This is a genomic window from Leptospira fluminis (assembly GCF_004771275.1).
In the GTDB taxonomy this organism is placed as follows: Bacteria; Spirochaetota; Leptospiria; order Leptospirales; family Leptospiraceae; genus Leptospira_B; species Leptospira_B fluminis.
The window spans coordinates 146953-160629 of sequence record NZ_RQEV01000012.1; the positions used below are offsets into that span (position 1 = coordinate 146953).

Here is a 13677-nt window from a genome sequence, read left to right on the forward strand (position 1 = left end):
TTTTCCGAGCGTAGCCCGGGATCGATCAAACTGATCGATGGAATGCAATGAATATAGGAAGGACTGAGACGGTATGATTATCCCTTACGGAAAACAGAACATCTCCCAGGAAGACATCGATTCCGTCGTCGCCGTTCTGAAATCTGATTTTCTAACCCAAGGACCGGTGGTGCCGAAGTTCGAACAAGCGGTAGCTAACGCGTGTGATGCGAAGTATGCTCTCGCCGTGAATAGCGCCACTTCCGCACTTCATCTCGCCTGTCTGTCATTGGGAGTGGGGCCGGGGGATGGTGTTTGGACCAGCCCGATCACGTTCGTAGCCAGCGCGAACTGCGCTCTTTACTGCGGAGCGTCGGTGGATTTCGTCGACATCGATCCTAAAACCTATAACATGTGTGCGGAGAAACTTTCGGAGAAACTGAAAATCGCCGAAAAGAACGGATCCCTCCCGAAAGTGGTCATCCCGGTTCATTTTGCCGGACAGCCCTGCGAAATGGACAAGATACATCAACTTTCCGTTAAGTATGGATTTAAAATCGTAGAGGATGCCTCGCACGCGATCGGGGGAAAGTATAAGGAAGAGCCGATCGGAAATTGCAAGTACAGCGATATAACGGTCTTCAGTTTTCATCCGGTAAAAATCATTACGACCGGCGAAGGCGGAATGGCCCTGACCAACGATTCCGAACTCCTCGCAAAAATGTACAGATTACGTAGTCACGGGATCACAAGGGATCCTTCGGAGATGACGCACGCGCCCGACGGCCCTTGGTACTACCAGCAGATCGATCTGGGATACAATTATAGGATGACGGATATCCAGGCGGCCCTCGGGGTCAGCCAATTGGGTAAGCTGAAGGAGTTCGTGGAAGCCAGGCATTCGATCGCGGACAAATACGACTCTTTACTCGCCGACAAGCCTGTTATCGTTCCGTATATGCGGAAAGACAGCTATTCCGGAATGCACCTGTATGTGATCCGACTGAAGTTGCGGGAAATTGAATATACTCACGCACAGATTTTCGAACGTTTCAGAAGCTCCGGAGTGCTGGTGAATCTGCATTATATTCCCGTTTATAGGCAGCCGTATTTCGAAAAAATGGGATTCGATAGGAATCATTTTCCGGAATCAGAAGCATATTACAAGGAAGCGATCAGTATTCCTATTTTTCCCGGTTTGACGGAACGACAGCAGATTGAAATCGTAAAGACTCTGATGACTCCGATCGGTCATCAAACCTTGTTCTGACTTTCAGTATTACGTTATTCGAAATCGATCCGAGAGATTCAGATAGGCGACGATATAAAATGGCGAATCTTGCGATTATCACCGCTCGCGGAGGATCAAAACGGATTCCGCGGAAAAATATTAAGGAATTCCGAGGAAAACCGATCCTATCGTATGCGATAGAGGCCGCTAAGTCGAGCGGATTGTTCGAAGAGGTGATCGTTTCGACGGATGACGAGGAAATCGCCGGCGTCGCAAGAAAGTACGGGGCAACCGTTCCGTTTATGCGAAGTGCGGAGAATTCGGACGACTTCGCCGGAACAGCCGACGTTTTAGTGGAGGTTTTGAATCATCCTCAAGTCGCAAGCGTGAATTTCGGATACGCATGCTGTATCTATCCTACCGCTTGCCTATTGGATGGCGACCAGCTCAAGAAGGCCTGGGATTTGTTAAAAGCAGGCGATTGGGATACAGTATTTCCCGTCGTCAAATATGGGTATCCGATCCAGAGATCTTTGCGTATGGATTCCGATTCGTCGGTTGCCATGAACTTTCCGGAGAATGGAAACAAGCGCTCCCAGGATTTGCCGCCTTCGTATCACGACGCAGGACTGTTTTATTTCTTTCATGTGGATCGCTTTCTTTCGAATAGAAAACTTTGGACGGAAAGAACCGCGGGGCTCGTATTGAGGGAAATGGAAGTCCAGGATATCGATACGATTGAGGATTGGGAAATCGCAGAATTCAAGTACGATATGAAAAGAAAGTCCGGATAGATTTTCGAGGAATCTTATTTTATTTTGATCCTTTTATTCACGGAATGTCTGGCAAATACCGGCTTGGGACATCTTCGGCGCTGCACCGCTCTCGCAGAAATATTAAGCGAAGTCTCTGATGATATTTTTATAGTATTGGATACAGATAGTACCGGTTTGAACGAAAGATTTCCTTTTTCCGTCATTGCTTTCGACTGGAAACGCCCGGGATCTCTACCCGCTTTTTTGGAAGGAAAGCGGGTAGAGGCGGTCTTCGTGGATTCCTATCTCGCGGGTCGGGAAGTTTACGAAGATCTGCAGGTCCATTCTAAAAAGTTAATTTGTATCGACGATACGAATAGGATCCCGTATCCGATCGGATCCACGATTTTGAACCCGGGATACGGGGGAAATCGATTGCAGTATGATTCTTCCAAGAACCGGATCGCTACCGGAGCGGATTACGTTCTTCTACGTCGTCCGTTTCGGGAGACGCTTTCCTTTTTGCCTACAAAAGAGGGAATGGAGTCTGTACTCGTCACCGTCGGAGGAGAAGATCGCTGGAATTTAGTTCCGAGGATTCAGGAAGTATTAAATACCGAATATCCGAGTTCGAAGAAAGAAATCCTTTTGGGACCGGCCTTCTCCAATTTAGACGAAATCAAAAGGAAATCCGACGGAAATACCAGGTTGCATTCGAATTTAAGCGCGGAACAGATTCGGGATTTAATGTTAAGCGTAGATATTGCGATCACCGCCGGCGGTCAGACGACATATGAATTGTTGAGATGTCGTGTGCCTATGATCCTGATAGAGACTGCTGAAAACCAAAAGGAAAACATAGAAGGTTTGTCGAATGCGATTTCCGGTTTGGGGCGGATGGAGAAGGATTTGAATCTCCTAGGTCATGAGCTGAATCGAATGTCGGAGCATTCCTGGCGCGACGGAATTCGAGGTAGAATGAGCGGAATTGCTTCCTCCGGAGAGGGAAAAATACGTTCTCTGGTGTTATGTTGAACCTTAGGCGGGCGCAAAAGGAAGATCTGCTGCTTTTATTCGATTGGGCAAACGATCCCGAGACGAGGAAGGCCGCGTTTAATTCCGAGCAGATCCCGATCGAGAAGCATACTTCCTGGTTCCTGGGAAAATTGGCTCATGTCGACAGTGATATTTATATATTAGAATATAATAATATTTCGATCGGTCAAGTCAGGTTCGACAAGCGGGAAGAGGACGGAGCCTTTTTGATCGACTATTCCATCGACCTTAAATATAGGGGGAGGGGTTTCGGATCCGAAATCATCGCCCTGGGTCTAAGGGCACAGACGGAAAAATTCGGAAAGGCTCCGACGTTCGTGGCATTCGTGAAGAAGCAAAACGTCGCTTCTCAAAAATGTTTCCTGAAGGTCGGCTTTCGGCAGGAGAGTTCCGAGTCGGAATTCGTAACTTATAAGTACTCGGAACGATATGAAAAATAAGATCATTTTGACCGTAGCGGCGCACCCGGACGACGAAATCTTGGGTTGCGGAGGAGCTATGGCCAGATTCGCGGAAGAAGGTCATGAGGTTCATGTTCTTATCCTGGCCGAAGGTCTGACTAGCAGAGATTCTAAACGGGACAGGAATGCCAACATCGGAGCATTGAGCGAGCTGAATCAATGTGCATTGAATGCGGGTAAGATCGTGGGTGTGAAATCGGTGGAACTCCACGACTTTCCGGATAATCGGATGGATTCGTTGGATAGATTGGATGTTACAAAGCTCGTGGAAAAAAAAATCGATGAAATCGGGCCCAGCATAATCTTCACCCATTTTTATAACGATCTGAATATCGATCATAGGATTACAAACGAAGCGGTAGTAACAGCATGCCGCCCGCTTCCCGGGCAGATAGTCCGAGAGTTGTATTTTTTCGAGGTACCATCCAGTACGGAATGGCAGATCGGTCCTTCCGGCGGGCATTTCATTCCGAACTATTTCGTCTCGTTAAGCGAATCTCAGTTGAGGAAGAAGTTGAATGCTCTTGCGGAATACAGGTCTGAAATGAGGGAGTTCCCGCACGCAAGATCGCTGGAGGCGGCAGAGGCTCTCTCCAAATGGCGAGGAGCTTCCGTCGGATTTTCCGCCGCAGAGAGTTTTATTTTAGGAAGAAGAATTGTCTGAATCGAATAAGCCTAAGATCGTCATCCTAACTTCAAGAAAATGGAATGAATGGATGGCGAGCGATCCGGAGTTGAGGACGGTTTCCGAGCCTAAGCTGGTCGTTTCTCCGCAAGAACTTACGACGGAGTTTCTTCGGGATTGGAAGCCGGAATTCGTTTTCGTTCCGCATTGGTCTTTTCTGATTCCGAAGGAAATATTTTCCGAATTCAAGACAGTCATCTTTCATATGACGGATCTTCCTTATGGGCGGGGCGGGAGTCCTTTGCAAAATCTGATTCAGCGGGGACATACGAAGACGAAAATATCCGCAATCGAATGCGGGGATGGTCTCGATGCCGGTCCGGTTTATTGTAAGCAAGACCTCGATCTTTACGGAACCGCCGAAGAGATTTTTCTACGAGCTTCCAAAACGATTCATTCCATGATCCTGAAAATTTTAAGGGAAAGGATGCAGCCGATTCCTCAAAGCGGAGCCGTTACGGAGTTCAAACGTAGAAAGCCGGAAGAAAGCGATCTCCTTTCCGGAAAATCGCGCAGCGAAGAGGATATCTACGACTTTATCAGAATGTTGGATGCGCCGGGCTACCCTAAGGCTTTTATCGATATGGGAGAGTTCAGAATCGAATTTTCGGAAGCCTTGTTGAAGCAGGATAGGATAAAAGGAACTTTTGAAATCAGGAAAAAATCGCAATGATAAGGATCGGAAATCATACTATATCCAGGTCGTCGACTCCGTTTGTTATCGCCGAGATGTCGGGAAATCATAATCAATCTTTGGAAAGGGCCTACGAAATTATAGACGCAGCCGCAGCGGCAGGAGCCCATGCGTTAAAAATCCAAACATACACTTCCGACACGATGACCATCGATAAATCCGAGGGAGAATTCTTTATTTCCGATCCTAAGAGTCTTTGGAAGGGATCTTCTTTATACGATTTATATAAAGTGGCGTATACTCCTTGGGAATGGCATCGTCCGATCATGGATCGATGTAAGGAGAAGGGGATGTTGTGTTTCAGCACTCCTTTCGATTTCAGCGCCGTGGATTTTTTGGAGGAGCTGGAAGTTCCCGCGTATAAAATCGCGTCTTTTGAGAATATCGATATTCCGTTAATTAAGAAAGTTGCAAAGACGGGGAAACCTCTGATCATTTCCACCGGCATGGCTTCCATTTCGGAAATACACGAGGCCGTAGAGGCCGTTCGGTCTCAGGGAAACGACCAACTCATCCTTTTGAAATGCACCAGCACTTATCCCGCCACTCCGGAAAACACGAATATTCTGACGATCCCGCACATGCGGGAACTTTTTAACTGCGAGATAGGATTGTCGGATCATACTATGGGAATCGGAGTCGCGGTCGCCTCCGTGGCCTTAGGTGCGTCCGTGGTAGAGAAGCACTTTACTCTCCGAAGAGCGGACGGGGGAGTCGATTCGACCTTTTCGATCGAACCGGAAGAGTTGAAATCTCTCGTGATAGAAACCGACAGGGCTAGGCTGGCGCTCGGAAAGGTGAATTACGGTCCCACCGAGGCGGAAAAGAACTCTTTGGTCTTTCGTCGCTCTCTTTACGTTGTCCAAGAGATGAAGGTCGGAGACGAGTTCACGAAGGAGAATTTGCGAAGCATCAGACCTGGTCACGGTCTTCCGCCCAAGTATATGGATCTCGTTTTAGGGAAAAAGGCGAATCGGACGATTCCGAGAGGAACGGCTTTGCACTGGGACATGTTAGGTTGAAGGCTCATCTTTCGCTCCGGAAATCGAAAAGATCCGAATTGCCCGAGCAAATCGGAAAAGAGGGAGAATGTTTCAGCAAAACGTTGAAAGGATAAAGAAGTGTCTCTTATTACTTCTTTTGTCGATTCCGGTTTTGGTGATTCGACTTTTGAGACCGTTCGTGAAAATCCACTTCGTAGCGATCGGATCCCATAGGATGGGGCACTTCATTTTCGACGTGGAATGTCTGTTGGCGGAAAAGGAGCTTCATCCCGAGCAGTATAAAGGGATTAATTTATATTATTATAATAAAGTAGTATGCAATTCCCAATGGGATCTGATGACGCGGCGAAAACTGAGGATATATTCCATTAGCAGGCATCTCGCTTGGGCGAATTCGAAGATTCCGTTCGGGGATTTTCTCGAAAAACCTTCGATTTCCGTAAAATACGCCACTGCCGATCCGCACCGTTATATGGATAAGACTAAGCCGCATCTTTCCTTTACCGAAGAGGAAAATCGGCGAGGAAGAGCGTTTCTGCAGTCTCTCGGCATGAAGGAAGGCGATAAGTTCGTATGTTTCAATATCCGAGACGAAGCATACATGAATACGCATTACGGAACTTCCTCCTCTTTCAACCAATTCACCGCCAACCACCATTGGTTTCGGAATTCGGATATTTCCCTCTATTACAAAGCCATGCAGGCTCTTGCGGAAAAGGGTTATTGGGTGTTTCGAATGGGAAAAGTGACGGAAAAGGAAGTCGGGGTAAGCGGCGGAAAGATCGTCGATTATCCGAAATCGGGTTTCAGGAGCGATTTCCTGGATATGTGGTTGGGCGGGAATTGCCATTTTATGGTTACTACCGGTTCAGGAATCGATACTTTGTGCCATGCTTTTCGGATTCCCGAAGTCTGCGTATCTTTGATTCCGGTGACGATCGTCGCTTATATGTATACGAATAGCATCAGTATATTCAAATATTTGAAATATATCGGCGGGAAGAGATTAACATTGGATGAGATGACCCGTTCGGGGATTTGGGAATTGGGAAGTTCCCAATCTTTCCTGGATCAAGGTTTGGAATGGGAAGATAATACGTCCGAAGATATCTACGAAGCCGTTTTCGAAATGGTTTCCAGATTGGATGGCGGATGGAAGGAAAGTGAGGAGGACAAAATACTACAGAAAAAATTCTGGCAGTTCGTTCTTCGTTCCCCTTCTTATTCGCGATTCTATAGCGCTCCGGCTCATAGGATCGGAGCAAATTATCTCAGAAAAAATAAGGAACTCTTCGGCGCATGAAAATTCTGACGCAGGAACACCCGCTATTTTGGCATTACGTGCGCTTTCTCCAGAGTTCCTCCGGCTATCATTCCGCCCAGTATTCCGAACTGAATTATAAATACTACATCCAACGTCCGTTGGATAACGGTTCCTCGGCGAGTCCGGCTTCTTTCGTTATTATCCGAAATGAAGTTCCGGTGTTGGCATTTATAGGGGCGATCATGACCAACCCGGAAGGCAGGAGGGAGCTGTCGTTCGGCGAGCTTCCTTGCACGGTCATAGAAGGAGGTGTGGAACCTTCGAACAAGGAGATCGGAGAATTTATAGTCAAGATAAATTCCCTGGAATGCGACGCGGTGCGAATTTACGATTACATATCGATGGGACATTTCTCGTTTTATACCCGCGAGGTCATCTCGAACCGGGAGGGTGGCTATGAAATCTTAGAATACCCGCTTGTCCCCCTTGAAAAGGACGGTTCCATCCTTTTTTCTAAAATTAGAAAAAGCTATAAGAGTTTGTTGAATTGGGGGGAACGAGAACTGGTCGTTAAGAAGATAAACGGAAAGAACGTAAAATGGAAGCATTTCGAAGATTTTATGAGAATGCACATAGACGTTTCCGGACGACAGACCAGAAGCGAGGAAACCTGGAAGCTTCAGTATGAGATGGTGCAAAAGGAAGAGGCGTTTCTTTTGATAGGATCATTGAATAGTAAAGCCATAAGCTACGGTTTTTTTCCCTATAATTTTAAATCCTGTTACTACGGAAATTCGGTGAGTTTGCGTGAATATTTCGATAAACCCATTTTTCACAGATTGTTATGGGAAGCGATTCTATATGCGAAAGAATTGGGTTGCGAATATTTCGACATTTCACCGATGAGCTATGACGACGAAAAATTATCGGATATAGCTAAATTCAAAACGGGATTCGGTGCGGATATTCACCTAGTCGCGAGGGTGACGGGAAGCGGAACACGCGATCGCGTTTAATTATATTATAAATAATCGTTCGAGGTCGTATTTCGATTCGACTTCCACTGTGTTTCATCTTAGGTCCGGTTTTACATGTCTATAGACGAAGGTATCGTTCAGGATTGGTACGAGGCTAGTTATCTCAAGGGAGGTTTCGCTTCGCAGCGGAATTATCCGAACGAGGAATTTTGCCGGTTCATGGGCCGGAGATTCTTTTCCATTCCTTACCCGGAACGGAGGCAAAAAAAAATCCTGGAGATAGGATGCGGTAGCGGCGCAAATCTTTGGATGGTGGCTAAAGAGGGATTTTCCGCCTCCGGAATCGATTTGTCAAAGGCTGCGATCGAGCTTTGTTCGCTTCGATTCAAGAATATGAATTTAGAGGCCGATTTAAAGGTGGGATCCATGACGGAATTGCCTTACGAAGAACGGACATTCGACGCCATTGCGGATATTTTTAGCGCATATTGTTTAGGATTAGAGGACTTCGTTACTTGTCTGAAAAGCGTCAAAAATTGTCTAAAGATCGGAGGAGCTTTCTTCAGTTACACTCCGAGCAAAAATTCGGACGCTTTTACTTATCCCGGTACGTCCAGACTTTTGGACGCGAGCACGCTGGACGGAATCAGTCGGGAAGATTCTCCTTTTTTCGGCAACTCCTATCCGTTTCGCTTCGACCATCCTCGGGAAATGAGGGCGATGCTCGAGGCGGAAGGTTTTAGGGTGGAATACCTTGAAACTATTTCAAGAACTTATAATATGCAGAATGAGAAGTTCGAGTTTTTGGTCGTCGAAGCGATTCGAACGAATTGAAAAGATAACCGTCGATGTCTCCTTATAGGCAAGTTCTATATCTCTCCTTCAATTGGTACAAGGATCGATTCGGAAAGGATATACTGTTTCGGAACGGAATCTCGGTTGGTCCTATCCTGAGTTGTTCAGCGTGGGTGGCGTTTTCCACGCTATACGGTGAGTTTCATCGACTCCACAAGAAATTGGAACCCGACGGTTCCTTACGATTACCTAGCGATGCCACGAGGTTGCAGAGAAAAGTAGCTTCGAAGATAGCTACAAAACTGACGGAGACAGAGCCGATGCGCCTCAAAAGCGAGGCCGTACTTTTATCAGACGAACGGTTCGTAAATTGGGTGCTCGGCATATCCAGATATTCCGGCGTTTTTCGCAAAGTGCAAAAACTGACTCGTCCGTTTTTGAACGGTAGGAAGACGCTGTACTATTCCGATTGGACCTATTCTAAACGGGTATCGGGCGATCATTCCGGATTGGTGCTTAATTCTAAGAATTTCATGAAGGGTGCCTACGTTTCCATTTCAACCGCAGATTTACAGGAAGCGGAAGGCGTTTTTTCCGAACGGCTTCCCGATATCATCACTTCGGATTCATTAAGCGAAGTGCTGAAATCTATAGGAGTAAAATGGGAGAGGGATCTTCTAGATCTTTGTTGCGAATATCTACACGAAAACTACGCCACGAATAGGGGCAATTTTGTTCTGAATTACGCGTATCAAAAGGAACTATTAGAATATTATAAACCTGAAACCGTTGTTTTACCTGGGGAAGTAGTGGAGCCGTACGCGATCATTTTACAGATTGCGCAGGAAATGGGGATCCAAAAGATTTTTATGTTGGACGGTTATCCGATTCTGCCTCTTTACCCCTTGTTACAGAATTGCGACGGATCGGATTTTTTATTCGACCGTTTTGTATGTTACGGCGAGGCGAATCGCGATCTTTTTAAAATTCGCGGAGTTTCGGAGGATAAGTGTATTCTTACGGATACACCGCTTGTCGACTGGCACCAAGACCGTACGGAAAGCGAAATCTACGACGTAATCGTAATGACCTGGGTCGTATTTTCCCTAAATCCGGATTGTATCGTTCCTTCTCCCAAGAGCACTCTGCGCGAAGCCTTACTCGCAATGATGGATTTGGGAATGAAGAGGATCGCAGTAAAGGTGAAATCGGAAATGGAGATCGATTACGTGCAGGACATTTTACAGGAATTGGATCTCCAAGCGGACATCCTGACCGGATTCTTTTATATGCATGTAAAAAAGGCCAGGATGATCGTCGGAGGAATTTCGACCGGAGTGATCGAAGCCTTTCTCCAGAGCATTCCCTACTATCTATTCGAACCTTTAGATAACGGTTATTCGGATGAAATCATCAATGAGTCGGTTTTACTCAACTTATCCAGAGTAGCGAGAGATAGAGAAGAACTGAAGGCGCTGATTCGAGAAGGAAGGGTGGCCTGCATCTCCGATCGTGAATACGTTTTAGGGTCCAAGAACTAATTCAGAAACGTATGGCCAAAATTTTCGTATCTACTTTCCCGTTCTGTCGATTCGACCAGGAACCGTTGCGGATCTTAAAGGAAGCCGGGCATGAAATATTCATAAATCCTAAATCTCGAAAATTAAGTCCGACGGAAGTGGCGGAACTTGCCTCCGATTGTAACGGAATCGTCGCCGGTACTGAGGATCTGTTGCCGTTGGTGGAAACTTCCGAAGCATTGAGGATCATAGCGAGAGTGGGAGTCGGCTTGGATAGCGTCCCCCTGGAGCTTTGTAAGTCAAAGGGAATCAAGGTCGCCTACACTCCGGACGCGGTTACTCCGGCCGTCGCGGAACTCGTCTTCGGTCTTATGCTGGATCTCCTGAGAAAGATTACTCCTGCAGATAAGGAATTAAGATCCGGGGGATGGTCTCGGCCTTACGGGAAAAGGTTGGCAAATTCGACCGTCGGAATCGTAGGCCTCGGACGGATCGGCTTTACTCTGGCGAAAATGCTTATAGGTTTCGGTGTTCGATTCATTTTAATTCACGACATTTCCGACGTTTCCGAAAAAATCCGAGATTTAAGGAAGTCGGGTGGTTCTGTATCCGAGGTCTCTAAACAGGAGTTATTAAGCGAATCCGACTTGATCACTCTCCACGTTCCTAAGGATCCGTCGACAGTCGGTCTTATTTCGTCCCCCGAATTCGAGCGTATGAAATCCTCCTCGTATCTTATCAACACCGCGAGAGGCGGGATTGTAGATGAAAAGGCGTTATATTCGGTTCTCAAAGAAGGGAGGATTGCGGGAGCTGCGATAGACGTCTTCGAAGAGGAGCCGTACCGCGGACCCTTGGCGACTCTGGATAACGTTTTGCTCACTCAACATATGGGCTCCTGCTCGGAAGACTGTCGCGCCGATATGGAACGTGAGGCGTGCGAGGATATCGTCCGCTTTTTTTCGGGGCAAGCTCTCCGATCACCCGTATCGTGAATCTACGTTTTTTTAATTTTTCGGATCGAGTAAAGTTTTCGGAATCGATCGTCGCACGAATCAGTTTCTTTGCGGAAATATCAATCCGAGAAAGGGGGGCGTTTCATATCGTTCTTGCGGGCGGAGAAACGCCGAAGTCCGTATATTCGAGATTGCGTGAAATCCGAACTTCCTGGCCGGATTGGAGATTTTGGTTCGGAGACGAACGTTGTCTTCCGAAAGGAGGGACGGATCGGAACGACACGATGGCGCGTCGCTCTCTTTTGGATTTTCTTCCCGTTGCAGAAAGCCAGATCTATTCCATACCGGCCGAATTGGGTCCCATTTCCGCTTCGAAGGAATATTCCGTTTTTCTTAAGTCTGCTTCTATTTTCGACGTTTCTCTATTGGGAATCGGGGAGGACGGGCACACTGCGAGTCTTTTTCCCGGCAGGGAATTGGGAGATTCGCCGAATTCTCCGGACGTTCTTGCCGTGTTGGATGCGCCGAAACCTCCCGCGGAAAGGGTGAGTCTTTCCTCAAACAGATTGAAACACTCCCGGTGCGTTATGTTCCTTGCGGCCGGGGGAACAAAAAAGGAAATCGTTGAAAGATTAAAAATGGGAGAGGAGATGCCGGCTTCGGGTATATTCGGGCTGGAGAATACGGAAATCTACTATTCCGAGATTTAATCGGAATCGTTTTCCTTAATCTTATTCGCTTTATGAAAATATTAGTGATTGGCGGTTCCGGATTCTTAGGGTCCCACGTGGCGGATCAACTTAGTGAGGCCGGTCATTCGGTGGCGATCTTCGATCGGGTGCTTTCTCCTTGGCTGCGAGCGGACCAAAAAATGATCCTAGGGGATCTTTTGAATCAGTCGGAGATCGAGGGCGCGATTCGGGACTGCGATGTGGTATACAACTTTGCGGCTCTTGCCGATTTGAATCAGGCCATAGACAAGCCGATTGATACCGTGCAGGTAAATATATTAGGAAACGTTTATGTTTTAGAGGCTTGTAGAAAGTATTCGGTCCGAAGGTTTTTTTATGCGAGTACGATATACGTATTCAGTAGAGAAGGCGGTTTTTATCGCTGTAGTAAGCAAGCTTCCGAAAGCTATGTCGAGGAATACCAGAGAAAGTACGGTCTACAGTACACGATTCTACGCTTCGGCTCCTTGTATGGTCCCCGTTCCGATGAAAGCAACGGTTTATACCGAATCGTAAAAAAGGCGTTGGAAACTGGTAAAATCCAGTACCAAGGAAGTCCGGATACGCTACGAGAATATATTCATGTCGAGGACGCTGCAAAGGCTAGCGTGACGGCGATGGGCGAGGAATTCTGCAATCAGAGCGTGGTGTTGACCGGACAAGAGCCGATGAGAGTCCTTGATCTTTTGAAGATGATCGCGGAAATGCTCGGCCATCCTGATTCCGTCGAGTTTTCGGAAGGGGAGCAGATCGGTCATTATGTGCGGACGCCTTACGCATACCAGCCGAAGTTGGGTAGAAAATTCATACCTCCCATGCATGTGGATCTCGGACAGGGACTTCTTCAACTGATCGAAGAAGTCGAAGGCAAAAGATAAATCGAAGGACTTTCATTCATCCGCTAAGGATCGAATAAGGACGGATCGGGTTTTGGGAATTTTAAAAGGAATCGTACGTTTCATCGTCAGAGTCGCGTGGATTTTATACACGAGTTTCACCGATCGATTTTTATTAAAAGGCAGGATAGATAAGTATTTCCGAAAAACCGCGAATATATGGCGGGTCGCGATTTTGAAATGGACGGTAAGAAAACTCGGAAAATCTCCGGTGTTAGGACCGGACATTTTAGTGACCGGCGGACCGTACGTAACCATCGGAGACAATCTTTTCGCGATGGGTCGGCTGTATCTGTACGGCGCGGACGGAGAGATTCGGATCGGCAACGATTGCTCCATTAATACGAATGTGGTTGTGGGCGGTTCGGGCGGGCTGATTAGCATCGGCAACGACGTTCTGATCGGACCGAATGTGGTTTTGAGAACGGCCGATCACGGAACGGAATTAGGCGAGTTGATGAGAAAGCAACGTCATAAAAGAGGAACGATCATCATAGAAGACGATGTATGGATAGCATCTAACGTGGTGGTGACAAAGGATGTGAAAATTTCCGTCGGTAGCGTCATTGCGGCCGGGGCAGTGGTGACTCGGGATACCGAGCCGTATTCCGTTAATGCGGGCATTCCTGCGAAGAAAATAGGGATGCGTAGAAAATAAGGATGTTATTATTTT

General features: G+C 47.0%; 15 protein-coding genes. All 15 read left to right on the forward strand.

Annotation, left to right across the window (positions count from 1 at the left end; all coding sequences use genetic code 11):
* Positions 1–73 precede the first annotated feature (73 nt).
* The 15 genes from pseC (at position 74) to EHO61_RS17360 (ending at position 13662) form a co-directional block, all read left to right on the forward strand.
* Positions 74–1249 (forward strand): UDP-4-amino-4,6-dideoxy-N-acetyl-beta-L-altrosamine transaminase, encoded by a 1176-nt coding sequence (gene pseC / locus EHO61_RS12630; protein WP_135813943.1) that lies wholly within the window; start codon positions 74–76, stop codon positions 1247–1249.
* A gap of 59 nt (positions 1250–1308) precedes the next feature.
* Positions 1309–2004, forward strand: a complete 696-nt coding sequence (gene pseF, locus EHO61_RS12635) for a pseudaminic acid cytidylyltransferase (protein WP_135813944.1) — start codon at positions 1309–1311, stop codon at positions 2002–2004.
* A 24-nt stretch (positions 2005–2028) separates the two neighbouring features.
* Positions 2029–3000, forward strand: a complete 972-nt coding sequence (locus EHO61_RS12640) for a UDP-2,4-diacetamido-2,4,6-trideoxy-beta-L-altropyranose hydrolase (RefSeq protein WP_246032120.1) — start codon at positions 2029–2031, stop codon at positions 2998–3000.
* On the forward strand, positions 2997–3461 hold the full coding sequence (locus EHO61_RS12645; protein WP_167884870.1) for a GNAT family N-acetyltransferase: 465 nt from the start codon (positions 2997–2999) through the stop codon (positions 3459–3461). The genes EHO61_RS12640 and EHO61_RS12645 overlap by 4 nt, the downstream gene beginning before the upstream one ends.
* Positions 3451–4146: a PIG-L deacetylase family protein gene (locus EHO61_RS12650; protein WP_135813946.1), complete on the forward strand. Its 696-nt coding sequence runs from the start codon at positions 3451–3453 to the stop codon at positions 4144–4146. The genes EHO61_RS12645 and EHO61_RS12650 overlap by 11 nt, the downstream gene beginning before the upstream one ends.
* Positions 4139–4840, forward strand: coding sequence for a formyl transferase (locus tag EHO61_RS12655; protein ID WP_246032121.1), 702 nt, complete (start codon positions 4139–4141; stop codon positions 4838–4840). The genes EHO61_RS12650 and EHO61_RS12655 overlap by 8 nt, the downstream gene beginning before the upstream one ends.
* Positions 4837–5883: a pseudaminic acid synthase gene (gene pseI, locus EHO61_RS12660; protein ID WP_135813947.1), complete on the forward strand. Its 1047-nt coding sequence runs from the start codon at positions 4837–4839 to the stop codon at positions 5881–5883. The genes EHO61_RS12655 and pseI overlap by 4 nt, the downstream gene beginning before the upstream one ends.
* Before the next feature lie 67 nt (positions 5884–5950).
* On the forward strand, positions 5951–7168 hold the full coding sequence (locus EHO61_RS12665; RefSeq protein ID WP_135813948.1) for a TIGR04372 family glycosyltransferase: 1218 nt from the start codon (positions 5951–5953) through the stop codon (positions 7166–7168).
* A complete protein-coding gene (locus tag EHO61_RS12670) occupies positions 7165–8145 on the forward strand; it encodes a hypothetical protein (RefSeq protein WP_135813949.1) in 981 nt (326 codons plus the stop codon). Before EHO61_RS12665 ends, EHO61_RS12670 begins: the two co-directional genes overlap by 4 nt.
* Positions 8146–8220: 75 nt before the next feature.
* Entirely contained in the window at positions 8221–8940 is a 720-nt protein-coding gene (locus tag EHO61_RS12675) for a class I SAM-dependent methyltransferase (RefSeq protein WP_135813950.1), read from the forward strand.
* A 14-nt stretch (positions 8941–8954) separates the two neighbouring features.
* A complete protein-coding gene (locus EHO61_RS12680) occupies positions 8955–10442 on the forward strand; it encodes a hypothetical protein (RefSeq protein ID WP_135813951.1) in 1488 nt (495 codons plus the stop codon).
* Between the two features lie 11 nt (positions 10443–10453).
* A complete protein-coding gene (locus EHO61_RS12685; protein WP_135813952.1) occupies positions 10454–11416 on the forward strand; it encodes a phosphoglycerate dehydrogenase in 963 nt (320 codons plus the stop codon).
* A complete protein-coding gene (pgl, locus tag EHO61_RS12690; protein WP_135813953.1) occupies positions 11413–12087 on the forward strand; it encodes a 6-phosphogluconolactonase in 675 nt (224 codons plus the stop codon). The genes EHO61_RS12685 and pgl overlap by 4 nt, the downstream gene beginning before the upstream one ends.
* A gap of 32 nt (positions 12088–12119) precedes the next feature.
* Positions 12120–12986: an NAD-dependent epimerase/dehydratase family protein gene (locus EHO61_RS12695; protein WP_135813954.1), complete on the forward strand. Its 867-nt coding sequence runs from the start codon at positions 12120–12122 to the stop codon at positions 12984–12986.
* Between the two features lie 52 nt (positions 12987–13038).
* The gene (locus tag EHO61_RS17360; RefSeq protein ID WP_246032122.1) at positions 13039–13662 is read left to right on the forward strand and encodes an acyltransferase; all 624 of its coding nucleotides are present in this window, start codon (positions 13039–13041) and stop codon (positions 13660–13662) included.
* Positions 13663–13677 lie beyond the last annotated feature (15 nt).

Bases quoted from the DNA above. Each gene is read 5' to 3' on its own strand.
- EHO61_RS12670 (WP_135813949.1), top strand. From the start codon at position 7,165: ATGAAAATTCTGACGCAGGAACACCCGCTATTTTGGCATTACGTGCGC.
- EHO61_RS12695 (WP_135813954.1), top strand. From the start codon at position 12,120: ATGAAAATATTAGTGATTGGCGGTTCCGGATTCTTAGGGTCCCACGTG.
- pseI (WP_135813947.1), top strand. From the start codon at position 4,837: ATGATAAGGATCGGAAATCATACTATATCCAGGTCGTCGACTCCGTTT.
- EHO61_RS12685 (WP_135813952.1), top strand. From the start codon at position 10,454: ATGGCCAAAATTTTCGTATCTACTTTCCCGTTCTGTCGATTCGACCAG.
- EHO61_RS12650 (WP_135813946.1), top strand. From the start codon at position 3,451: ATGAAAAATAAGATCATTTTGACCGTAGCGGCGCACCCGGACGACGAA.
- pseC (WP_135813943.1), top strand. From the start codon at position 74: ATGATTATCCCTTACGGAAAACAGAACATCTCCCAGGAAGACATCGAT.
- EHO61_RS12665 (WP_135813948.1), top strand. From the start codon at position 5,951: ATGTTTCAGCAAAACGTTGAAAGGATAAAGAAGTGTCTCTTATTACTT.
- EHO61_RS12680 (WP_135813951.1), top strand. From the start codon at position 8,955: ATGTCTCCTTATAGGCAAGTTCTATATCTCTCCTTCAATTGGTACAAG.
- pseF (WP_135813944.1), top strand. From the start codon at position 1,309: ATGGCGAATCTTGCGATTATCACCGCTCGCGGAGGATCAAAACGGATT.
- EHO61_RS12675 (WP_135813950.1), top strand. From the start codon at position 8,221: ATGTCTATAGACGAAGGTATCGTTCAGGATTGGTACGAGGCTAGTTAT.